The organism is Brachybacterium aquaticum, assembly GCF_014204755.1.
Classification (GTDB): domain Bacteria; phylum Actinomycetota; class Actinomycetes; order Actinomycetales; family Dermabacteraceae; genus Brachybacterium; species Brachybacterium aquaticum.
In genome coordinates, this window is sequence record NZ_JACHLZ010000001.1 from 935,299 (window position 1) to 955,417 (window position 20,119).

At 71.5% G+C, this 20,119-nt stretch carries 20 protein-coding genes, 2 tRNA genes and 1 pseudogene; 15 read left to right on the forward strand and 8 right to left on the reverse strand.

The window, feature by feature from the left end; all coding sequences use genetic code 11:
* Nucleotides 1–35 precede the first annotated feature (35 nt).
* Together HNR70_RS04125 and HNR70_RS04130 are read left to right on the forward strand one after the other, a co-directional pair.
* Nucleotides 36–401 carry a DUF3039 domain-containing protein gene (locus HNR70_RS04125; protein ID WP_184324536.1) on the forward strand — a complete coding sequence of 122 codons (366 nt, stop codon included), beginning with the start codon at nt 36–38 and terminating at the stop codon, nt 399–401.
* Between the two features lie 148 nt (nt 402–549).
* The gene (locus tag HNR70_RS04130; protein ID WP_312857559.1) at nt 550–2,358 is read left to right on the forward strand and encodes a DEAD/DEAH box helicase; all 1,809 of its coding nucleotides are present in this window, start codon (nt 550–552) and stop codon (nt 2,356–2,358) included.
* A 9-nt stretch (nt 2,359–2,367) separates the two neighbouring features.
* Here HNR70_RS04130 and HNR70_RS04135 read toward each other — a convergent pair whose 3' ends face one another.
* Nucleotides 2,368–3,747 carry a nicotinate phosphoribosyltransferase gene (locus HNR70_RS04135; protein ID WP_184324538.1) on the reverse strand — a complete coding sequence of 460 codons (1,380 nt, stop codon included), beginning with the start codon at nt 3,745–3,747 and terminating at the stop codon, nt 2,368–2,370.
* A gap of 108 nt (nt 3,748–3,855) precedes the next feature.
* Between HNR70_RS04135 and clpS the strand changes: the two genes are divergently transcribed.
* The 6 genes from clpS to rdgB all read left to right on the forward strand — a co-directional run bounded on the left by clpS (nt 3,856) and on the right by rdgB (nt 8,128).
* A complete protein-coding gene (gene clpS / locus HNR70_RS04140) occupies nt 3,856–4,179 on the forward strand; it encodes an ATP-dependent Clp protease adapter ClpS (protein WP_184324539.1) in 324 nt (107 codons plus the stop codon).
* Nucleotides 4,179–4,814, forward strand: coding sequence for a DUF2017 domain-containing protein (locus HNR70_RS04145; protein ID WP_184324540.1), 636 nt, complete (start codon nt 4,179–4,181; stop codon nt 4,812–4,814). The genes clpS and HNR70_RS04145 overlap by 1 nt, the downstream gene beginning before the upstream one ends.
* Nucleotides 4,815–4,968: 154 nt before the next feature.
* On the forward strand, nt 4,969–5,781 hold the full coding sequence (gene murI / locus HNR70_RS04150; protein ID WP_184324541.1) for a glutamate racemase: 813 nt from the start codon (nt 4,969–4,971) through the stop codon (nt 5,779–5,781).
* Nucleotides 5,778–6,560, forward strand: coding sequence for an MBL fold metallo-hydrolase (locus tag HNR70_RS04155; protein ID WP_184324542.1), 783 nt, complete (start codon nt 5,778–5,780; stop codon nt 6,558–6,560). Before murI ends, HNR70_RS04155 begins: the two co-directional genes overlap by 4 nt.
* A gap of 138 nt (nt 6,561–6,698) precedes the next feature.
* The gene (rph, locus tag HNR70_RS04160) at nt 6,699–7,457 is read left to right on the forward strand and encodes a ribonuclease PH (RefSeq protein WP_184324543.1); all 759 of its coding nucleotides are present in this window, start codon (nt 6,699–6,701) and stop codon (nt 7,455–7,457) included.
* Nucleotides 7,454–8,128: an RdgB/HAM1 family non-canonical purine NTP pyrophosphatase gene (gene rdgB, locus HNR70_RS04165; RefSeq protein WP_184324544.1), complete on the forward strand. Its 675-nt coding sequence runs from the start codon at nt 7,454–7,456 to the stop codon at nt 8,126–8,128. The genes rph and rdgB overlap by 4 nt, the downstream gene beginning before the upstream one ends.
* A gap of 354 nt (nt 8,129–8,482) precedes the next feature.
* On the opposite strand, the gene HNR70_RS04170 is transcribed toward rdgB, so the two are convergent.
* The 3 genes from HNR70_RS04170 to HNR70_RS04180 form a co-directional block, all read right to left on the reverse strand.
* Entirely contained in the window at nt 8,483–9,025 is a 543-nt protein-coding gene (locus HNR70_RS04170) for a DUF4916 domain-containing protein (RefSeq protein WP_184324545.1), read from the reverse strand.
* Complete coding sequence (locus HNR70_RS04175; protein WP_184324546.1) at nt 9,022–9,705, reverse strand: histidine phosphatase family protein; 684 nt, start codon at nt 9,703–9,705, stop codon at nt 9,022–9,024. Before HNR70_RS04175 ends, HNR70_RS04170 begins: the two co-directional genes overlap by 4 nt.
* Nucleotides 9,706–9,752: 47 nt before the next feature.
* Nucleotides 9,753–9,834 (reverse strand) — tRNA-Leu (locus HNR70_RS04180).
* A 229-nt stretch (nt 9,835–10,063) separates the two neighbouring features.
* Between HNR70_RS04180 and HNR70_RS04185 the strand changes: the two genes are divergently transcribed.
* Nucleotides 10,064–10,819 (forward strand): SDR family oxidoreductase, encoded by a 756-nt coding sequence (locus HNR70_RS04185; RefSeq protein WP_184324547.1) that lies wholly within the window; start codon nt 10,064–10,066, stop codon nt 10,817–10,819.
* A gap of 68 nt (nt 10,820–10,887) precedes the next feature.
* Nucleotides 10,888–11,367, forward strand: coding sequence for a hypothetical protein (locus HNR70_RS04190; protein WP_184324548.1), 480 nt, complete (start codon nt 10,888–10,890; stop codon nt 11,365–11,367).
* A gap of 140 nt (nt 11,368–11,507) precedes the next feature.
* On the opposite strand, the gene HNR70_RS04195 is transcribed toward HNR70_RS04190, so the two are convergent.
* On the reverse strand, nt 11,508–11,939 hold the full coding sequence (locus tag HNR70_RS04195) for a YchJ family protein (protein ID WP_184324549.1): 432 nt from the start codon (nt 11,937–11,939) through the stop codon (nt 11,508–11,510).
* Between the two features lie 105 nt (nt 11,940–12,044).
* On the opposite strand from HNR70_RS04195, the gene HNR70_RS04200 reads away from it, so the two are divergent.
* Nucleotides 12,045–12,509 (forward strand): GNAT family N-acetyltransferase, encoded by a 465-nt coding sequence (locus HNR70_RS04200; protein WP_184324550.1) that lies wholly within the window; start codon nt 12,045–12,047, stop codon nt 12,507–12,509.
* A gap of 50 nt (nt 12,510–12,559) precedes the next feature.
* Nucleotides 12,560–13,144 (forward strand): sugar O-acetyltransferase, encoded by a 585-nt coding sequence (locus tag HNR70_RS04205; protein WP_184324551.1) that lies wholly within the window; start codon nt 12,560–12,562, stop codon nt 13,142–13,144.
* 46 nt (nt 13,145–13,190) lie between these two features.
* On the opposite strand, the gene HNR70_RS04210 is transcribed toward HNR70_RS04205, so the two are convergent.
* Complete coding sequence (locus tag HNR70_RS04210; RefSeq protein WP_184324552.1) at nt 13,191–14,087, reverse strand: NAD-dependent epimerase/dehydratase family protein; 897 nt, start codon at nt 14,085–14,087, stop codon at nt 13,191–13,193.
* Nucleotides 14,088–14,323: 236 nt separating this feature from the next.
* Between HNR70_RS04210 and HNR70_RS04215 the strand changes: the two genes are divergently transcribed.
* Nucleotides 14,324–14,397, forward strand: a tRNA-Lys gene (locus tag HNR70_RS04215).
* Nucleotides 14,398–14,474: 77 nt separating this feature from the next.
* On the opposite strand, the pseudogene HNR70_RS16460 reads toward HNR70_RS04215, so the two are convergent.
* Nucleotides 14,475–14,795 (reverse strand): annotated as a pseudogene (locus HNR70_RS16460) (helix-turn-helix domain-containing protein); the annotation flags it as partial.
* Nucleotides 14,796–15,225: 430 nt separating this feature from the next.
* Here HNR70_RS16460 and HNR70_RS04225 point away from each other — a divergent pair.
* Both HNR70_RS04225 and HNR70_RS04230 read left to right on the forward strand, forming a co-directional pair.
* Nucleotides 15,226–16,476, forward strand: a complete 1,251-nt coding sequence (locus HNR70_RS04225; RefSeq protein ID WP_184324553.1) for an IS256 family transposase — start codon at nt 15,226–15,228, stop codon at nt 16,474–16,476.
* A 1,043-nt stretch (nt 16,477–17,519) separates the two neighbouring features.
* Complete coding sequence (locus HNR70_RS04230; protein WP_184324554.1) at nt 17,520–18,959, forward strand: bifunctional DNA primase/polymerase; 1,440 nt, start codon at nt 17,520–17,522, stop codon at nt 18,957–18,959.
* Here the strand turns inward: HNR70_RS04230 and HNR70_RS04235 are convergent.
* Entirely contained in the window at nt 18,857–20,107 is a 1,251-nt protein-coding gene (locus HNR70_RS04235; protein WP_184324553.1) for an IS256 family transposase, read from the reverse strand. The two genes, HNR70_RS04230 and HNR70_RS04235, sit on opposite strands and share 103 nt — an antisense overlap.
* Nucleotides 20,108–20,119 lie beyond the last annotated feature (12 nt).

The window sequence follows — 20,119 nt, forward strand, 5'->3', positions numbered from 1 at the left end:
CTGTGCGAGCACGCAAGCGATCGAGGGAGAGTGCCATGTCCTCCACGTCCGACCCGTCCCGGATGGACCCCTACAGCGACGATCCCGGCGCCGCCCCCACCGCGGTGCTGGACCGTCAGGTCCAGGAGCAGGAGCAGACCACCGACGACGGCGACCACGACCGGTTCGCCCACTACGTGCGCAAGGACAGGATCACCCAGGCCGCCCTCGGCGGCACCCCGGTGATCGCGCTGTGCGGCAAGGTGTGGGTGCCCGGCCGCGACCCCGACAAGTACCCGGTGTGCCCGGAGTGCAAGGAGATCTACGACGGGATGCGCGAGCCGAACGACGGCGGTGACGGCAAGGGCGGCTCCGGCGGGGGCCGCGGAGGCTTCCGCGGCTTCTTCGGCGGCCGCCGCTGAGGCAGCAGGGCCGTCGCTGAGGCAGGTCGCGAGCCGGGCCCCGAGCCCCGGTCGACCAGGAGTCCCCGTCGCGATCCCGCGGCGGGGACTTCCTCACATCGGGCGCTCGGGCGGGTCGTCACCCCGCGGCGGTACGGTGGTCCACGCCGTGAACACCACACCCTCGCTCTTCTCCCAGAACGACCCGCGCCAGCCCTCCGAGGCGGCGGCGAGGTCGCTCCCCGTCGCCTACCCCGAGCGCGCCGCCTGGGGCACCGTCCCCAAGCTCCGCGCCTGGCAGGCGGAGGCGCTCGAGCAGTACCGCAGTCGCGCCCCGAAGGACTTCCTGGCCGTCGCGACCCCCGGCGCCGGCAAGACCACCTTCGCGCTCCAGATCGCGGCCGGGCTGCTCTCCGAGGGCACCGTGCGCCGCGTGACCGTGGTCGCCCCGACCGAGCACCTGAAGACCCAGTGGGCCGACGCCGCGGCGCGCGTGGGCATCTCCCTGGACCCCAACTTCTCCAACTCCCAGGGCACCCACGGCTCCCACTACCAGGGCGTGGCGCTCACCTACGCCCAGATCGGCATGCACCCGGCCCTGCACCGCGCCCGCACCGAGGCGGACCGCACCCTGGTGATCCTCGACGAGATCCACCACGCCGGCGACTCCCGCACCTGGGGCGACGGCGTGCGCGAGGCCTTCGACCCGGCCACGCGGCGCCTGGCCCTGACCGGCACCCCGTTCCGCTCTGACGACTCCCAGATCCCCTTCGTCACCTACGAGGAGGACGGCGAGGGCTTCCTGCGCTCCAAGGCGGACTACACCTACGGCTACGGCGAGGCGCTGCGCGACCACGTGGTGCGCCCCGTGCTGTTCATGACCTACTCGGGGCGCATGCACTGGCGTACCAAGACCGGCGACGAGGTCTCCGCCCAGCTCGGCGCGCTGGAGACCAAGGACATCACCCAGCAGGCCTGGCGCACCGCGCTGGACCCCAAGGGGGAGTGGATCCAATCGGTGCTCTCCGCCGCGGACCGGCGCCTGACCGAGGTGCGCCGCCACGTGCCCGACGCCGGCGGTCTCGTCATCGCCACCGACCAGAAGGCCGCCCGCGCCTACGCGGCGACGCTGAAGGACCTGTGCGGCCAGGAGCCCACGGTCGTCCTCTCCGACGACGCCGGCGCGAACAAGCGCATCGAGGAGTTCTCCGCCTCCGACGACCGCTGGATGGTCGCGGTGCGCATGGTGTCCGAGGGCGTGGACGTGCCCCGCCTGGCCGTCGGCGTCTACGCCACCTCGACCTCGACGCCGATGTTCTTCGCGCAGGCCGTCGGCCGCTTCGTCCGCTCCCGCACCCGCGGCGAGACCGCGAGCGTCTTCCTGCCCACCGTCCCGATCCTCATGGCCCACGCCGCCGCGCTCGAGGCCGAGCGGGACCACGTCCTGGACCGTCGCCCCAAGGGCGGGGACGAGGAGACGGGCCTGGACGAGGGTCTCGTCGAGCAGGCCAACCGCACCGAGCGCGCCTCCGACCAGCTGGAGATGAGCTTCGAGGCGCTGGAGTCCGAAGCATCGTTCGACCGGGTCCTCTTCGACGGCGGCGAGTACGGCGCGGGCGGCATGGTCGGCTCGGAGGACGAGCAGGAGTTCCTCGGCATCCCGGGCCTGCTCGATGCGGACCAGATGCGCGTCGTGCTCCAGCAGCAGCAGGCGCAGCAGCAGGCCCGACGCCAGAAGAACGGCACGGCCGACCGCCCGCAGACCCCGGGCGTGGTCGACCACCGCCGCCTCATGGACCTGCGCAAGGAGCTCAGCTCCTTGGTCTCCGCCTGGGCGAAGAAGTCCGGGACCCCGCACGGCGCCGTCCACAACACCCTGCGCTCCCGCTCCGGCGGACCCGCGGTCGCGCAGGCCAGCGCCGAGCAGATCGAAGAGCGGATCTCGATCGTGCGCGGCTGGTTCGTCGGCCGCCGCTGACGGCCGCTCTCAGCCCAGGATCCGGGCGGCTTCCGGGCCGTCGGTCACCGTGGGGATCGCGGCGGGGCCGTCCGGGCCCTCGTCGGCCGAGATCCCGAGCTCCGCGAGGGAGGCCGCATGGCGCTCCCGCCCGGCGAGCAGCCGCTCGGGCGCGCGCAGGTCGTCCACCGGCTCGCCGCCGAGGAGCAGCGGGACCTGCAGCGGCCGCAGCGAGGTCTGCGCCCAGTCGGGGCTCGAGGTGCCGGACATGAGCGAGGCGGTCAGCTCCTGCTCGAACTCGGCGACCTCCGCCTCCCCGGGCAGCACCAGCTCGGCCCGGGCCTTCCCGCCCACGAGCAGGCGATAGGCGGCCTTGCCGGCCCCGAGGGTGGCCTTGTTCTCGGACTGCTTGCCGACGGGGTGCATCTGCCCGTCGGACCCCTCCCGCTCCACGAGCTTGTAGACGAAGCCGGGCGCGGGGTGCCCGCCGCCGGTGACCAGGCGCGTGCCGATGCCGTAGCCGTCCAGCGGTGCGTCGGCCAGCTCCTCGACCCGGTACTCGTCCAGGTCGCCGGTGGCGGTGATGCGGGTGGAGGTCGCGCCGAGGGAGTCCAGCAGTTCCCGCAGGTCGCCGGCCTGCGCCTCGAGGTCCCCGGAGTCCAGGCGCACCGCGCCGAGCTCGGGACCGGCGATCTCGACGGCCGTGCGCACTGCGGTCTCCACGTCGTAGGTGTCCACCAGCACCGTGGTGCCCTTGCCCTGGGAGGTCAGCTGCGCGCGGAAGGCGTCCTCCTCGGTGTCGAACAGGAGGGTGAAGGCATGCGCGGAGGTGCCCGCGACGGGGATGCGGTAGTGCGCGCCGGCGGCGAGGTTCGAGGTCGAGGCGAAGCCGACGAGGTAGGCGGCGCGGGCCGCGGCGATGGCGGCGTCCTCGTGGACGCGCCGGCCGCCCATCTCGATGCAGGGCCGGCCGCGGGCGGCGGTGGTCATGCGCGAGCCGACGGAGGCGACGCCCGAGTCGTGGTTCAGGATCGACAGCACCACCGTCTCCAGCAGCACCGCGTTCTCGAAGGTCCCCTCGATGCGCAGCACCGGCGAGGTGGGGAAGAACAGCTCGCCCTCGGCGTAGCCGTGCACATCGCCCTCGAAGCGGTACTCCCGCAGGTGCTCGAGGGTCTCCTCCTTGAGCGCCCCGGTGCCGCGCAGGTAGCGCAGGTCCGCGTCGTCGAAGCGGAAGTCGGCGATCGCGTCCAGCACGCGGCCGGTCCCGGCGAGCACGCCGTAGCGGCGCCCCTCGGGGAGGGAGCGCGTGAACACCTCGAAGACGCAGCGGCGCGAGGCGGTGCCGGCCTCGCGGGCCGCCTCCACCATCGTCAGCTCGTAGAGGTCGGTGAGCAGGGAAGAAGTCACGGTGTCCACCGTAGTGCGTGGCGGGCGAGCAGGGGAGTCGGCGCGCCCCGTAGACTCGACGCGCCGTGCTCCGCTCCTCGGACGCGGCGGGAGTCAGGAGGACAGTGCATGCCGGTGGATGTGCCGCGGGCCGCCCCGGGGACCGGGACGGGCACCGACGTCGCCCCGAACTCCCGCACCGCGCTGGAGACCGAGGGCCCCTGGTGCACCGTGGTCTGGAACGACCCCGTGAACCTCATGAGCTACGTGGTGTTCGTCTTCCGCCGCTACTTCGGCTACTCCCGGGTCGTCGCCGAGCAGCTGATGATGCAGGTCCACGAGGAGGGGCGCGCGATCGTGTCCCGCGGATCCCGTGAGCAGGCCGAGAAGGACGTCCAGGCCATGCATTCCTACGGCCTGCAGGCCACCATCGAGAAGGCGGGGGAGGACTGATGGCGCACGCATTCCGCCGCCGCCCCGACGGCACGCTCGCCTGTCGCCTGGACGGTGAGGAGAAGGCGATCATCGCCCAGGTCGCCCAGGAGACCGCCGACCTCATCCGTGGCGACCTCGGGATCGAGGCCGACGGCGGCGCGCTGCGCCGCGCGGCCGAGAGCGAGGACCCGCTGCGCCGGCTCGAGGCCGAGTTCGCCGGCCGCGAGGCCCGCACCCCCTCCGACTCCGCGGTGCGGCGCCTCTTCCCCGCCGCGAGCGAGGATTCCGAGCTCGCCGCCGAGTACCGGCGCCTGGGCCAGCGCGACCTCGCCGACGGCAAGCTCTCCGACCTGCGCCGCGTCATGACGGTCCTGGACTCCTCCGGCCCCGCGCACGGCGAGGTGGTCCTGGACGAGGACGACGCGCTCGTGATGCTGCGCGCCCTGAACGACGTGCGGATCGTGCTCGCCGACCGGCTCGGCCTCCAGCGCGACGGCGACTTCGACACGGTGCGGATGCTCCAGCAGATCGGCGAACGGGTCGAGGGCGCGGGGTCCACCGGGGACGAGGAGCACGTCGGCTCCGATGTCGTCATCGCGGTGTACGAGCTGCTGAGCTGGCTGCAGGAGAGCCTGCTGCGCGCGCTGGACTAGCGCGGGACCAGGACCGAACGGGTCGGTGACCGGACCCGGACGAGTCCGTGGGCCGCTCCGTCGGCCGCCCGGAGCCTGGGCGCCCACTGTGAGACCGCACGCAGTGAGCGTGCCATCACTGCCCGGCCGGGCGCGCGACATTACCCTTGCGGGGATGAACAACGCGCCGATCGGGATCTTCGACTCCGGGGTGGGTGGCCTCACCGTCGCTCGCGCCGTGCTGGATCAGCTGCCGCAGGAGGAGCTGCTCTACATCGGCGACACCGAGCACGGCCCGTACGGCCCCCGGCCCATCGCCGAGGTGCGCTCCCTCGCGCTGAAGATCATGGACGAGCTCGTCGCGCACGGGGTCAAGATGCTGGTCATCGCCTGCAACACCGCCTCCGCCGCCGTGCTGCGCGATGCTCGCGAGCGCTACGACGTGCCCGTCATCGAGGTGATCCAGCCGGCCGTGCGCCGTGCCGTCGCCGCGACCCGCAACGGCAAGGTGGGCGTGATCGCCACCCAGGGCACCGTCACGTCCCGCGCCTACGAGGACGCCTTCGCCGCCGCCCCGGACCTGCAGCTGGTCACCCAGGCCTGCCCCCGCTTCGTCGAGTTCGTGGAGAACGGTGTGGTCAGCGGCCACGAGGTGCTCGAGGTCGCCGAGGAGTACCTCGCCCCCGTGCGCGAGGCCGGGGTGGACACCCTCGTGCTCGGCTGCACCCACTACCCGATGCTCGCCGGCCCCATCAGCTACGTCATGGGCCCGGACGTCACCCTCGTCTCCTCCGCCGAGGAGACCGCGCTGGACGTGTTCCGCCAGCTCAACGGCGCCGACATCCTGCGCGAGTCCAGCCGCTCGCCGCGCCACGTCTTCTCCCAGACCGCCGTGGGGGAGGGCAGCAGCCACTTCGCGCGACTGTCCCGCCGCTTCCTCGGCCCCACCCTCGACATGACCGGCACCATGCCCGTGGTGAGCGCATGAGGGTCCACGTCATCGGCTGCTCCGGCAGCTTCGCAGGCCCCGACGGCGCGGCGTCCAGCTACCTCATCGAGCAGGAGGACGCGGACGGCCGCACGTGGCGGGTGCTCATGGACCTCGGCTCCGGCGCCTTCGGCCCGCTGCAGAAGCTGCTGGACCCCGCGGAGCTGGACGCGGTGATCATCTCCCACCTGCACCCCGACCACTACCTCGACCTCACCGGACTCGAGGTGTTCTGGGCGTACCACGAGCGCACCGACCTCGGTCAGCTGCCGATCCACGCCCCCGAGCCGCTGGCCGAGCGGCTCTCCGCCGTGCTCAGCCGCGAGGGCCACGTGCCCGACGGCGTCACCTGCTCCCCGTTCGACTACCGGGTCATCACCGACGGGCACCGCTTCACCATCGGGCCGCTCGAGATCGAGGTCCGCGAGGTCGTCCACCCCGTCGAGGCGTACGGCTTCCGCGTCACCAGCGGGGACGAGGTCCTCGCCTACTCCGGCGACACCGACGCCTGCCCGGCCCTGGACGAGCTGGCCCGTGGCGCGGACCTGTTCCTGTGCGAGGCCGGATACATCGAGGGCCGCGACGACCGCTTCACCGGCGTGCACCTGACCGGTCGACGCGCCGGCGAGTCCGCCGCCCGCGCCGGGGTGGGGCGTCTCGCGCTCACCCACATCCCCGCGTGGACCGATCCGTCGGTCCCGCTGGCCGAGGCCCGTGCCGTGCACGACGGCCCGATCACGATGGTCCGCCCGGCCGATATCCTCGAGGTGTCCCGCTGACCCTGCCCCGCGGCTGAGCCGGCGTCGAGCACCGCACCGCGCGACGGATCCCGTCGGCCGCGAGGCGGATGCGCGCCGCAGCACCCCCGGGCGGGGGGCGGGTCCGTCCTGCCACCGACCCCCGAGGAGACGGCTCCCGTGAGCTCCCAGACCCTGACCACCGCCGGCGACCGCGTCGACGGCCGCACCCCCGACCAGCTGCGCGAGGTGCGCATCACCCGCGGTTGGATCGAGCAGGCCGAGGGCAGCGCGCTCATCGAGTTCGGCCGCACCCGCGTGCTGTGCACCGCCTCGTTCACCGAGGGCGTCCCGCGCTGGAAGCAGGGCTCCGGCTCCGGCTGGGTCACCGCCGAGTACGCGATGCTGCCCCGCGCCACCAACACCCGCTCCCCGCGCGAGAGCGTGAAGGGCAAGATCGGCGGCCGCACCCACGAGATCTCCCGCCTCATCGGCCGCTCCCTGCGCGCCGTCATCGACCTGGACGCGCTCGGCGAGAACACCATCCAGCTCGACTGCGATGTGCTCCAGGCCGACGGCGGCACCCGCACCGCCGCGATCACCGGCGCCTACGTCGCCCTCGCCGACGCGATCACCTGGGCCAAGCGCCACACCTCCCTGCCCGCCGCGAAGGAGGTGCTCACCGACACTGTCAGCGCCATCAGCGTCGGCATCGTCGACGGCCGCCCGCTGCTGGACCTCGAGTACCGCGAGGACGTCGCCGCGGACACCGACATGAACGTCGTCGTCACCGGCTCCGGCGGTTTCGTCGAGGTGCAGGGCACCGCCGAGGGCGTCCCCTTCGACCGCTCCGAGCTCGGCACCCTGCTCGACCTTGCGACCACCGGCTGCGCCCGGCTCGCCGGGATCCAGCGCGACGCCCTGGCCGCGCAGGCATGAGCGCGGGCGCGAGCGGGCCGACGGAGCCCCGGCCGACGGAGCCGGCCGTCGAGGTCCCCGCGGGGGCGCGGGTCGTCCTCGCCTCCCACAACGCCAAGAAGCTGCGCGAGCTGCAGCGTATCCTCGCCGCCGCCGTGCCGGGCCTCGCGCCCGAGCAGGTGATCTCCTCGGCCGGGCTCGCCCTGCCGGACGTGGTGGAGGACGAGGTGACCTTCGAGGGCAACGCCCTGCTGAAGGCGCGCTCCGCCGCCGCGGCCACCGGGCTGCTCGCCGTCGCCGACGACTCCGGTCTCGCCGTCGACGTGCTCGGCGGTGCGCCGGGCATCTTCTCCGCGCGCTGGAGCGGACGGCACGGGGACGACGAGGCGAACAACGACCTGCTGCTCGCCCAGCTCTCCGACGTCCCGGACCGCCACCGCACCGCCCGCTTCGTGTGCGCGGCGGCGCTGGTCGCCCCGGACGGCACCGAGACCGTCGAGCGCGGCGAGATGACCGGGGTGCTGCTGCGCGAGCGGCACGGCGAGGGCGGCTTCGGCTACGACCCGCTGTTCCGCCCCGACGGGCAGGACCGCTCCTCCGCCGAGCTCAGCCCCGAGGAGAAGGACGCGATCTCCCACCGCGGGAAGGCGTTCCGCGCGATCGCCCCGCACGTCGCCGCGCTGCTGGGCTGACCGGTCGCGGCTCCTGCTCCAGCGGCATGCGCCGGCCGAGCTCCTGCGGCAGGGGCCAGGCGAGCTCGTGCGGCAGGGGCCGGCGCCCTAGGGGTGCAGTTTGCGTCGCTATTCGCGAGTATTCGGACGCCTCAGGCACCGTGCCGAGTGGATAGCGACGCCTCAGGCACCGTGCCGAGTGGATAGTGACGCCTCAGGCACCGTGCCGAGTGGATAGTGACGCCTCAGGCACCGCGCCGAGTGGATAGTGACGCCTCAGGCACCGTGCCGGGTGAATAGCGACGCGAGAGGCACCGTGCCACGGGATTCCGCCGCCGGCGCACCCTCGAAGCACGGATGGACGCCGCCCGCGCCTCAGGCGGCGCCGACGTGGGCGAGGGCGCGGCGCACCAGCAGGTCGCGTCCGCCGTCCATCTCGTCCAGGGGCGAGTTCTCGCCGAGAAGCTCGTCCACCCCGTACCAGGACAGCTCCAGGGCATCCTCCTGCGGGGCGGTCTCGCCGTCGATCGGCACCACGTAGGCCAGAGAGATCGCGTGCTGGCGCGGGTCGTGGAAGGGCGACACGCCCGGGGTGGGGAAGTACTCGGCGACCGTGAACGGCACGGGGGAGGCGGGGATGCGGGGCATCGCCATCGGCCCGAGGTCCTTCTCGATGTGGCGGGACATCGCCTCGCGCAGCGTCTCGTGGATCAGCACGCGGCCGGAGACGATGGCGCGCACGATCTGCCCGGCGCCGCTGGCGCGCAGCAGCAGCCCGACCTCGACCACGGACCCGTCCACGTCGGTGCGCACCGGCACCACGTCCACGTAGGTGATCGGCAGATGGCGGCGCAGGTCGCTCAGGCGCTGCGGATCGAACCAGGACCCCTCGGAGTCCACGGCGGTGCGGCTGTTCATGCGTTCCCTCCTGGGGTGGGTGCGGCAGGTCCGTCGGCCGACGGCGCGACCGGGGCGGGGGCGAGCTGGGACTTCTCGACGACGAAGCGCGGGTTCTGCTCCCGCGAGGGCACCTCGACGGTGTGCTCCACCGGGTCGCCGGCGATCATGTGCACCTGCCAGGTGGTGCCCTCGAGCTCGACCAGGGACAGGGTGGCGTTCGGGATCGAGGGCAGCGGGCGCTCGATGATGCCCGAGAGGATGAAGCGGATCAGAGTGCCGTGGGCGACCACCAGCACCTTCTGGCCCGGGAAGCGCTCCTCGAGCGCCTCGAGGGCGTCGTAGCCGCGGTCGGCGACGGCCTGGTGGTCCTCGCGGCCGGGGAAGGAGCGTCCCGGATACAGGGCCTCCATCTCCGCGACGGGCCTGCCCTCCGCCTCGCCCCAGCCGATCTCCACCAGGCGCGGGTCGGTGCCGCCGAAGGGGATGGAGTGGTCGCCCGCGATGATCCGCCCGGTCTGCTCGGCCCGCTGCAGGGGAGAGGTGATCACCACGTCCCAGTCGACCGGCGGGAGGGAGTCCAGCGCGGCGTGCGCCTGCGCGATCCCGGTGTCGTTCAGCGGGATGTCCGACGACCCCTGGAAGAGGTTCTTCAGGTTGTAGTCCGTCTGCCCATGGCGGACGAGCCCGAACAGGGTCATGGAGAGGTCTCCTCCTCACAGCCGGATGCGCGTATGGGCCTCGTGCGTGCGCGAGAAGGGACTCGAACCCTCACGCCCTAAGGCACTGGAACCTAAATCCAGCGCGTCTGCCAGTTCCGCCACTCGCGCGCCGGACCAGCCTAACGGCCCCGCCGCACTGCGACCGCACCGTCCACACGCAGTGCGCCCCGGTCCATGCGCGGTCCTCTCCCAGGCCGGCATCCGTGCTCCGGTAGGCTCGGACGGTCGGCGGCGCGCCGCCCGCCCGGATCTCCGGGCAGGCGTCGGCGCGACGCCCCGCACACCGATCGGACGCCGGCCCCGACAGGGCCCGTCCCCGACACACAGGAGCACCTCCATGAGCGCACTCGCAGGCAAGACCGCCGTCGTCACCGGATCCTCCCGCGGGGTCGGTGCGGCCACCGCGAAGCTGCTCGCGGCCGAGGGCGCGAACGTCGTCATCAACTACCGCCAGAAGGCGCCGCGCGCGAACAAGGTCGTCGCCGAGATCGAGGCTGCGGGCGGCAAGGCCGTAGCCGTCGGCGCGGACCTCACCGATCCCGAGGGCCTCGCGACCCTGATGCGCACCGCCGTGGACACCTTCGGCGGCCTGGACCTGCTGGTCCTGAACGCCTCCGGCGGCATGGAGAAGGACCTCGGCGAGGACTACGCGATGCGCCTGAACCGCGATGCGCAGTCCGAGGCGCTGACCGCCGGTCTCGAGCACCTCTCCGAGGGCGGTCGCGTCGTGTTCGTGACCAGCCACCAGGCGCACTTCATCGACGAGGTCGAGACGATGCCCGAGTACGAGCAGGTCGCCCGTTCCAAGCGTGCCGGCGAGACCGTGCTGACCTCGCGGATCCCCGAGATGACCCAGAAGGGCGTGTCCTTCGTGGTCGTCTCCGGCGACATGATCGAGGGCACCGTCACCGCGACCCTGCTGGACCGGGCCCGTCCGGGCGCCCTCGAGGCGCGCCGCGAGGCCGCCGGGAAGCTGTACTCGGTGGAGGAGTTCGCCGCCGAGGTCGCGAAGATGGCGACGGCCGACGTCGAGACCGGTCACGTGGAGCTCGTGGGCGGCGCCGACGACTTCCTCGCCCGCACCCAGGGCTGAGCGCCCGACCCGTACCCTCGACCACGATACGATCTGCACAGCAGACCCTGATCAACCCGGAGGCAGTGGTGGCAGACAAGAAGAGCCTGGACGACATGCGCGACGAGGCATATCGCCGACAGGACAACCTCGCGTCCGACATCGATGAGCTCATCGACCGCGTGAACCCCAAGAACGCCGTGACCCGTTGGAAGAACGAGCTGGTCGGCTCCGTGAAGGGTTTTTCCGCCGCCGATGACGGGAAGTCCCCCGCGATCCCGCCGCTGGCGATCGTGGGCGGCGTCATCGGCGTGATCGTGGTGGGCGCCGGCCTCGCGGTGGCCGTCTCCCGGGCGCGGCGCGAGCCGACCCGCGGCGAGAAGGTCGCCGCGGCGATCAAGGACGCGCGACGCAGCACCGAGCGCACCGCGAAGAAGGCCTCGAAGGCCGTGAAGAAGTCCTCGCTGCCGCGCTCGAAGGAGGCGGAGAAGTACGCCGCCGAGCTCGGCGCGATCCTGCAGGAGGCCTCGAAGCGCGCCGAGAAGAAGGCCGCATCCACCGGCCGCTGAGCCCCGTCCTGCTCCGCGACCTGCGGCGATGAACGACCGACGCCCCGTGCTCCCTTAGAGCGCGGGGCGTCGTGCATGTCCGACGGGCAGGCTGCGGCGGAGCCCTCAGTGGTCCCGTGCTCTCAAAGGTCCCGGTGCCCTCAGAGGTCTCCGTCGACGTAGTACCAGGTCCCGTTCTCGCGCACGAAGCGGGAGAGCTCGCGCTGGACGGACCGACCGTGCGGTCCGTTCGAGATCGCGGTGAACTCCACGGTCCCGGCGTCGTCGAACGGCCCGCCGTCGGCCGCCTGATGGATCTCGAGTCGCAGCCAGCGCACCGCCGGGTCCAGGGACTCCGTGAGGTCCTCGCGCGCCGGGCGCCTGGTCGGATGCCAGCTGCGCAGCAGATGCTCCGCGTCGCGCAGCGCGAAGGCGGTGTAGCGGGAGCGCATGAGCGCCTGCGCGGTCGGGGCGCGACGCTCGCCGCGCAGCACCGGGCCGCAGCAGGCGCCGAAGATGTCGCCGCTGCCGCAGGGGCAACGGGCGTCGTCGGGCAGGGGAGCGGGGGAGGACTCGGGAGAATCGGTCGCCATCACCGCCCCAGTATCCCCGGCCCCGCCTCCGCGCCGCCTCCCGGCCCGGCCGTCCTGCGACGCGGGCCCCGTCGGCCGTCACCCCGGCCTGGCAGGATCGGGGACATGCACGACGACCGCACCACCGCGCCCACCACCCCTGCCCCGTCCTCCACATCGCTCCCGGACGGCTACGCCTTCGCGCCCGTCCCGCCCACGAGCGAGGAGTACGTGCGACTGCGCGAGATCTCGGGGCTGAGCCCGCGCACCCCCGCGCAGGCCGCGGGCGCGCTCGCGAACAGCTGGGCCTGGATCACGGCGCGCACGGAGGAGGGAGCCCTCGCGGCGATGGGCCGTGTGCTCGGCGACGGCACCTGGTACTTCCACCTCGCCGACATCGCCACCGACCCGGCACATCAGCGCCAAGGCCTGGGGCGCGCCGTGATGGAGCACCTCATCGCCCGGATCGACGAGGCCGCGCCGCCGCACCCGTACATCACCCTGCTCGCCGACCCGCCGGGGCAGAGGCTCTACCGCTCCCTGGGCTTCGTGGAGTCCGACCCGAGCCTCGGCATGCGCCTGCCCCGCTGAGCCGGGGCCGGCCTGCTCCCTGCAGCGGCCAGGTTCCCTATCCTGGCCGGATGAAGCCCTTCGCGACCGACGAGAAAGACCCCCGCACCCCGCACCAGAAGATGGTGGCCGGGGACTGGTACATCGCCGACGACCCCGAGATCCAGGCGGCGTTCCGCCATGCCCTGGCCGCGACCGACCGGTTCGGCCGCGAGTACCCCGCCGATCCTGATGCGGCGCAGGAGATCCTCCGCGGTCTGCTGGGCAGCTTCGGCGAGGGCGCGCACGTGCGGGCGCCGCTGTTCGTGGACTACGGCACCCAGCTGCACATCGGCGAGGGCACCTTCGTGAACTATGGCCTGACCGCGCTGGACGTGGTGGACATCCGCATCGGGCGCAACTGCCAGCTGGGCCCGAACATCCAGCTGCTCACCCCGATACATCCGCTGGAGCCGGAGCCCCGCCGCGCCGGTTGGGAGGCGGCCGAGCCGATCACCATCGGTGACAACGTGTGGATCGGCGGCGGTGCGAGCGTCATGCCCGGCGTGACCATCGGGGAGGACTCCGCGATCGGCGCTGGGTCAGTGGTCACCAAGGACATCCCGCCGCGCAGCCTCGCCGTCGGCAGCCCCGCCCGGGTGATCCGCGAGCTCTGAGCTCAGGGCCCTCGGCCCGGGACGGGCCCAGCCCGATGCGGACTTCTCAGCGTCGAGACCAGCCCGGGGTCGAGGGGCCGACGGTGGGGCGCCAGCCGGTCTCGGACATGAACCGCACAGAGGAGACCCGCAGCGAGCGGCGCTGCACCTCGAGCCGGGTGCCGACGATCGCCTGGGTGATCTCCGGGTAGAACTTCGCCGGCTGCTCGGCGCCCGCCTCGGTGGCGAGGTCCTTCGCCCAGCGGCCGCGGGTGATCGGCTCGCCGCCGACGTTGTAGAAGCCGCTGTCCGCCCGCAGCGCCGCGACGAAGGCGCGGCCCGCGTCGGAGTGGTGCAGCAGGGTGATGTAGTTCTCCGGCTTGCCGAGCAGGATCGGGTCGCCCTCTCGGGTGGCGCGCAGGGCGTGGGTGGTCTGCGGGTCGCGGCCGAACAGCTGCCCGAGCCGCAGGATCACGGCGCTGCGGCCGGCGGTCGCGAAGTCCACCGCGGCGCGCATCTCCCGCACGCGCGGGCGGAACGCCTGGTTGCGCACGGAGAGCGGCAGGTCCTCGCCGATCCAGTCGCTGCCGTTGTCCGGGTAGAGGAAGACGGTCGACTCCTGGATGAGCTTGCGCGCGCCCGCGTCGGCCGCGGCCTTCGCGATGGCGACCGAGGCCTCCTGATGGAGTCGGTCGTCCTCGCGCCAGGCCAGCGGGCGCAGCCCGGCCATGCCGACGGGGACGTGGGCGAGGGTGTTGATGACGACGTCGTGGCCGCGGAACGCGCGGGCGAGATCGCGCGCGTCGAACACGTCGGCGACGATCGCAGCGCCGCCGCGGCCCTCGACGATCGGCACTCCGGAGTCGCGGCGCGTGATGCCCGTGACCTCGTGCCCGGCGGCGACGAGCGCCTCCACGGCCTCCTGGCCGAGCACTCCGGTGGCACCGGTGACCGCGATCCTCACGCTGACCTCCTCGCAGGAGGCCCTGTGGACCCCCGTGCAGACTTCCCTGGGGGCCCTGAGTCTAGGGGATCGGCGCAGGTCCCCGGCGCGACCGGGGTCCTGCTGGACGCGACGGCGGGCCCGGAGGGCGCGGGCGGCCGACGGGGCGCTCCGACGGACCTCCTTGTTTCCTCCCTCACAGAAAGCCCTCTCGAGTTGGACACCGGGCGACACGGGGGTAAAGTTCTTCTCTGTTGGCGCCATTAGCTCAGTTGGTTAGAGCAGCTGACTCTTAATCAGCGGGTCCGGGGTTCGAGTCCCTGATGGCGCACCCGAGGAAGAAGCCCCACCGGTCATCCGGTGGGGCTTCTTCGTGTCACGGAACAGGCCCAAGCCATCGAAGAGGTCGCCGACCGGTACGTCGAAGTGCCGGGCCAACGTCGCCACCTCGCTCGCCTTCCATGATGTTTCGCCCTTGAGCTTCGCGAACACGGAAGCCCTGTGGATGCCCAGGACAGGAGCTAGCTCCGCGTTCTTCAAGCCGGTGCCGGCTGCCAGTGCTCGTACGGCGGCCGAGATTCGGGCGTCGTCGTCGATGGTCTGCTGCTCATGGTGTCGATCATCCGTTGCGCTCATGCAGGAATGGTACCTATCAGGCGAACGAATCGCCACAGCGGTTGCGTTGAGATGCTTTTCAGTCGCGAAAACGCGACTATGGTCAGGTCGCATGACAAGTCAGGCGCCGTACGCAGACCTTCTCCTCCGTATGTCGGGCCACGGGGGACTGTGGGAGTGGGCAATGGAGCAGCGCCGCTCTGTTCGGCCTCCGAACTGGGCGGAGCTGGCGGCACGGCTCGCTGCCGAGACCGACGGCGCTGTGGTGGTCAAGGGCGAGATGCTGAGGAAGTGGCTGCTCGCCGCTGAAGATGCGCGAAGTAGCTCGGACGAGCGCGCGCTCCGTGAACGGACTCAGCCATGACCGCAGGACGGGGGAGTGACGCTGCGGAGATCCGTCAGATCATGGAGTCGTTGGCCTCGGAAGTTGAGTCCCGCATAGTGGTGTAGCGCGGTGGCCCCGTGATCGTCCCGGACGTGGGCGCGGCCACCGTGTGATCTTTCGAGTGAACCTCTCACAGCACTCTCGAACGGAGTCATCACGATGACCGCTCCCCATATTGTCGACCCTTCCGGCCTGCTCGGTGAAGCCCTGGCTGAAGCGTCCCCGGATCTGATGCGCAGCCTGCTCCAGGACGTGATCAACTCCCTGCTCTCCGCGGACGCAGACGCTGTCGCCGGCGCGGAGTACGGCCGCCCCAGCAGCGGCCGGGTCGCGCAGCGCAACGGCTACCGCCATCGCGACCTCGACACCCGCGTCGGCACGATCGACGTCGCGGTCCCCAAGCTCCGCACCGGCACCTACTTCCCCGAGTGGCTGCTCGAGCGGCGCAAGCGCGCCGAATCCGCCCTGATCACGGTCGTCGCGGACTGCTATCTCGCCGGTGTCTCCACCCGCCGCATGGACAAGCTCGTGAAGACTCTCGGCATCAACAGCCTCTCGAAGTCGCAAGTCAGCCGGATGGCCGCATCGTTGGACGAGCACGTCGAGCAGTTCCGCCACCGCCCCCTGGACGAGGCCGGGCCATTCACATTCGTCTCCGCTGACGCGCTGACGATGAAAGTCCGCGAGGGCGGGCGCGTGATCAACGCCGTCGTCCTGCTCGCGACCGGCGTGAACGGCGACGGGCACCGCGAAGTGCTCGGCATGCGTGTGGCCACCTCCGAGACCGGAGCGGCGTGGAACGGCTTCTTCGCTGACCTCGTCGCTCGCGGCCTCGCCGGGGTCCGCCTGGTTACCAGCGATGCGCACGCCGGCTTGGTGGAGGCGATCGCTGCGCACCTGCCCGGGGCAGCCTGGCAACGGTGCCGCACCCACTACGCCGCGAACCTCATGGCCGTGACGCCGAAGAGCATGTGGCCGGCGGTGAAAGCGATGCTGCACAGCGTCTATGACCAGCCCGACGCGGCAGCCGTGAACGCTCAGTTCGAGCGGTTGCTGGACTACGTCGGTGAGAAGCTCCCGGCCGTGGCCGAGCACCTCGACGCGGCCCGCGCCGATCTGCTCGCGTTCACGGGGTTTCCCAAGGACGTGTGGGTGCAGATCTGGTCGAACAACCCCACCGAGCGTTTGAACAAGGAGATCCGCCGCCGCACGGACTCCGTGGGGATCTTCCCGACCCGCGAGGCGATCGTCCGCCTCGTCGGCGCGGTCCTGGCCGAACAGACCGACGAGTGGGCCGAAGGGCGCCGCTACCTCGGCCTCGACGTCCTCGCCCGCTGCCGCCTCAACCTCGTCCCCGACACCAGCCCCGAGGAGGTCGCCACCGACGCCCTGCCCGCCCTGACCGCCTGACCTCTCAGCGAAGGATCGCTACACCACTTCCAGGGACTTGACCGCCTCGGATCCCGAAGGATGGAGGGGGTCGGCGGGCGACGACTTCGCGGCACTGATGCACCGCGTGTTCGCTCGCAAGATGGCGAGCCTGACCCGTGACTCGCGAGGTGGCGTCCTCCTGCTGGTCGACGCGTCAGACGCCGTCTCGGAAGCCGTGCTGGTTGTTGAGGGACCCGACCGGCTGTCCCTGTCGCAGAACGTCCAGCGGATCCTGGCGATGGAGAAGCCGCTCGGCTACGTGGTGGGAGCGGTGACTACAAAACTTGGCCCGTGCCGAGCTCTCCGGGCACATGGGGGCCAGCTCGCGCCAAGTGGGCCGAGGGTCGAGGCGAGTCCTTCATCTCGAAGAGCTCTCCCGCGAGACGGAAAGCGATCCGCTCGACCGGCTAGTCGCTGGGCCCGCGTGGGCGCGCGGTCAGAGCGAGGCGCCCGCGGACGCGCGCATGGTCGTGGGCTCGTTCGTTGCCGTTCTCGCGCAGAGGTTCCGAGTCCGGCCGGAAGCTGCCTGGCGCGGGCTCGAGGTGGCTGGCACGGCCGCGCTGGTGGGGGATGCCGGCGCCGGCATGACACCCGCCACCGCGAGGCGGCGAGTCGGACTGTTCATGGCGGAGCTACCCGCGCTACGTGGATCGTTCGATCGCACCCAGGCGCTGGCGTTCGCGTGGCTCGTGTTTGGGACAGAACGGCACCCGGAGTGGTCGCTGCTGGCGGAGTGCGCTCGGGCAGTACGCGAGAACGACGGGGTGAATGTCTCTCCGTGGCACGCACGTCACGCCCGCATCGTCGCAGCGCGACGGGATAGGGCCAATCAAAAAACGAGTCGCCAGCTTGCCCTTTTTCCTGCCCAGACACGGGGCGCGCGACGGGATCGGATGACGGCATAAACGAGCGGAGCGCCGACCCGAGGGTCGGCGCTCCGGAGAAAGCGGATCCGGAACCTAAAGGTTTGGCGGCCTGTTCCGAGTCCTGAACCCCATCAACAAACGAGAGGCACGTGGCTCATGGTACGTCGGACGGTGTCAGCAAATCAACAAGCCCTGTGGTCACTCGGTTTCCTGATTGCTGGCAGATCGCGTGTTCGTTACGGGCGATGGAGTGGGCGTCGTAAGAAGTGGGAGTACTCGACGCGTGATGAGCGGAATCTGACGGCAGAGGTGCCGGACAAGCCGGCGGCGGTGCTGCTGTACAACTCGCAGGCGCGTTGCCGGACGCTGGTGCTCGATGTGGACGTGCCCGGCGCCGAGGGGCTGGATCTGCTGCACCGGATCGTGGCGCTGCTGGAGCGCTGCGGGGCGCGGGTCGTGGTGGATCGGTCTCCGGCGGGCAAGCATCACGTCTACGTGCCGCTGCGGGACGGTCTGGGCGTGGAGGACGCGGGGGCGCTGGCGAAGGCGCTGGCGCGCCGGTTCCCGGGCGTTGATCCGCTGCCGCACACCACGGGCGCGACCTCTGGCTGCATCCGCACGCCGGGCTCTCCGTACAAGGACGGGAGCGGCTACCAAGAGCTGGTCACGCCGCTAGACACCGCGCGGAGCGTGCTGCTGATGCGCAACGGCTCTGAGGTGCTGGGAGCGCTGCGCCGGGAGCTGACCGAGGAGCTGGCTGCGGGGGCGCGCGAGGCGATGGCGCTCGCGCGACCGCTCGAGGAGCTGGAGGAGGAGGCGGGGGTGCTCAACGCGCCGTTCGTCGGCCGCGTCAAGGCTCCGCGCTTCGTGACCCTGGCTCAGGAGGGGCTGTACCGGGAGGCGGGCTACGCAGATCGCTCTACCGCTCGTATGGCGGTGCTGTGCGCGGCGGCGAGGGCCGGGCTGCGGTTCGAGGATGTGGTGGCGCGAGTTGAGGACGGGCGCTGGGCGGGCCTGGTGGGGCTGTTTCAGAACGCCAACAAGCCGGGGCAGCTGCTCGGCAAGGAGTGGCGGAAGGCGATCGCTTTCGTGGCGAACAGCCAGCGCACGCAGAAGTCTGTCCGCCACTGCAACACAAGCGAGGCAGTAGAAGTCACGAGGGGGGCACCCAAGGCTCGCACGAACGAAGAAATCGCGATCGACGAGCATCGCTTCATCCGGCGCTGGCGGGCGGTGCTGGCTGAGGTAGAAGCCCTGGAGCTATCGGGGCTTCAGGGGATGCACGCACGGTTCCTGCTGCGGGCGCTGGCTGCTGCTGCGCATCAGAAGGGCTCCCGGCATATCGAGTTCGGGGTGCGTTCCCTGTCCTTGGCTCTTCCGGTCCAGCCTTCGACGGTTTCTCGGGTCCTGGCTGAGCTGCGGTCCGCTGAGGACCCGTGGCTGGTGCTGGGGTCAAGTCCCTGGAAGTGGTGTAGCGATCCTTCGCTGAGAGGTCAGGCGGTCAGGGCGGGCAGGGCGTCGGTGGCGACCTCCTCGGGGCTGGTGTCGGGGACGAGGTTGAGGCGGCAGCGGGCGAGGACGTCGAGGCCGAGGTAGCGGCGCCCTTCGGCCCACTCGTCGGTCTGTTCGGCCAGGACCGCGCCGACGAGGCGGACGATCGCCTCGCGGGTCGGGAAGATCCCCACGGAGTCCGTGCGGCGGCGGATCTCCTTGTTCAAACGCTCGGTGGGGTTGTTCGACCAGATCTGCACCCACACGTCCTTGGGAAACCCCGTGAACGCGAGCAGATCGGCGCGGGCCGCGTCGAGGTGCTCGGCCACGGCCGGGAGCTTCTCACCGACGTAGTCCAGCAACCGCTCGAACTGAGCGTTCACGGCTGCCGCGTCGGGCTGGTCATAGACGCTGTGCAGCATCGCTTTCACCGCCGGCCACATGCTCTTCGGCGTCACGGCCATGAGGTTCGCGGCGTAGTGGGTGCGGCACCGTTGCCAGGCTGCCCCGGGCAGGTGCGCAGCGATCGCCTCCACCAAGCCGGCGTGCGCATCGCTGGTAACCAGGCGGACCCCGGCGAGGCCGCGAGCGACGAGGTCAGCGAAGAAGCCGTTCCACGCCGCTCCGGTCTCGGAGGTGGCCACACGCATGCCGAGCACTTCGCGGTGCCCGTCGCCGTTCACGCCGGTCGCGAGCAGGACGACGGCGTTGATCACGCGCCCGCCCTCGCGGACTTTCATCGTCAGCGCGTCAGCGGAGACGAATGTGAATGGCCCGGCCTCGTCCAGGGGGCGGTGGCGGAACTGCTCGACGTGCTCGTCCAACGATGCGGCCATCCGGCTGACTTGCGACTTCGAGAGGCTGTTGATGCCGAGAGTCTTCACGAGCTTGTCCATGCGGCGGGTGGAGACACCGGCGAGATAGCAGTCCGCGACGACCGTGATCAGGGCGGATTCGGCGCGCTTGCGCCGCTCGAGCAGCCACTCGGGGAAGTAGGTGCCGGTGCGGAGCTTGGGGACCGCGACGTCGATCGTGCCGACGCGGGTGTCGAGGTCGCGATGGCGGTAGCCGTTGCGCTGCGCGACCCGGCCGCTGCTGGGGCGGCCGTACTCCGCGCCGGCGACAGCGTCTGCGTCCGCGGAGAGCAGGGAGTTGATCACGTCCTGGAGCAGGCTGCGCATCAGATCCGGGGACGCTTCAGCCAGGGCTTCACCGAGCAGGCCGGAAGGGTCGACAATATGGGGAGCGGTCATCGTGATGACTCC

Excerpts from the sequence above, each read along its gene's own strand:
- HNR70_RS04200 (WP_184324550.1), top strand. The coding sequence starts at position 12,045 with ATGCACGACGACCGCACCACCGCGCCCACCACCCCTGCCCCGTCCTCC.
- HNR70_RS04175 (WP_184324546.1), bottom strand. The coding sequence starts at position 9,705 with ATGACCCTGTTCGGGCTCGTCCGCCATGGGCAGACGGACTACAACCTG.
- HNR70_RS04225 (WP_184324553.1), top strand. The coding sequence starts at position 15,226 with ATGACCGCTCCCCATATTGTCGACCCTTCCGGCCTGCTCGGTGAAGCC.
- HNR70_RS04170 (WP_184324545.1), bottom strand. The coding sequence starts at position 9,025 with ATGAACAGCCGCACCGCCGTGGACTCCGAGGGGTCCTGGTTCGATCCG.
- rdgB (WP_184324544.1), top strand. The coding sequence starts at position 7,454 with ATGAGCGCGGGCGCGAGCGGGCCGACGGAGCCCCGGCCGACGGAGCCG.
- HNR70_RS04155 (WP_184324542.1), top strand. The coding sequence starts at position 5,778 with ATGAGGGTCCACGTCATCGGCTGCTCCGGCAGCTTCGCAGGCCCCGAC.
- HNR70_RS04125 (WP_184324536.1), top strand. The coding sequence starts at position 36 with ATGTCCTCCACGTCCGACCCGTCCCGGATGGACCCCTACAGCGACGAT.
- HNR70_RS04195 (WP_184324549.1), bottom strand. The coding sequence starts at position 11,939 with ATGGCGACCGATTCTCCCGAGTCCTCCCCCGCTCCCCTGCCCGACGAC.
- HNR70_RS04185 (WP_184324547.1), top strand. The coding sequence starts at position 10,064 with ATGAGCGCACTCGCAGGCAAGACCGCCGTCGTCACCGGATCCTCCCGC.
- HNR70_RS04205 (WP_184324551.1), top strand. The coding sequence starts at position 12,560 with ATGAAGCCCTTCGCGACCGACGAGAAAGACCCCCGCACCCCGCACCAG.
- murI (WP_184324541.1), top strand. The coding sequence starts at position 4,969 with ATGAACAACGCGCCGATCGGGATCTTCGACTCCGGGGTGGGTGGCCTC.
- clpS (WP_184324539.1), top strand. The coding sequence starts at position 3,856 with ATGCCGGTGGATGTGCCGCGGGCCGCCCCGGGGACCGGGACGGGCACC.
- HNR70_RS04230 (WP_184324554.1), top strand. The coding sequence starts at position 17,520 with ATGGTACGTCGGACGGTGTCAGCAAATCAACAAGCCCTGTGGTCACTC.
- HNR70_RS04145 (WP_184324540.1), top strand. The coding sequence starts at position 4,179 with ATGGCGCACGCATTCCGCCGCCGCCCCGACGGCACGCTCGCCTGTCGC.
- HNR70_RS04235 (WP_184324553.1), bottom strand. The coding sequence starts at position 20,107 with ATGACCGCTCCCCATATTGTCGACCCTTCCGGCCTGCTCGGTGAAGCC.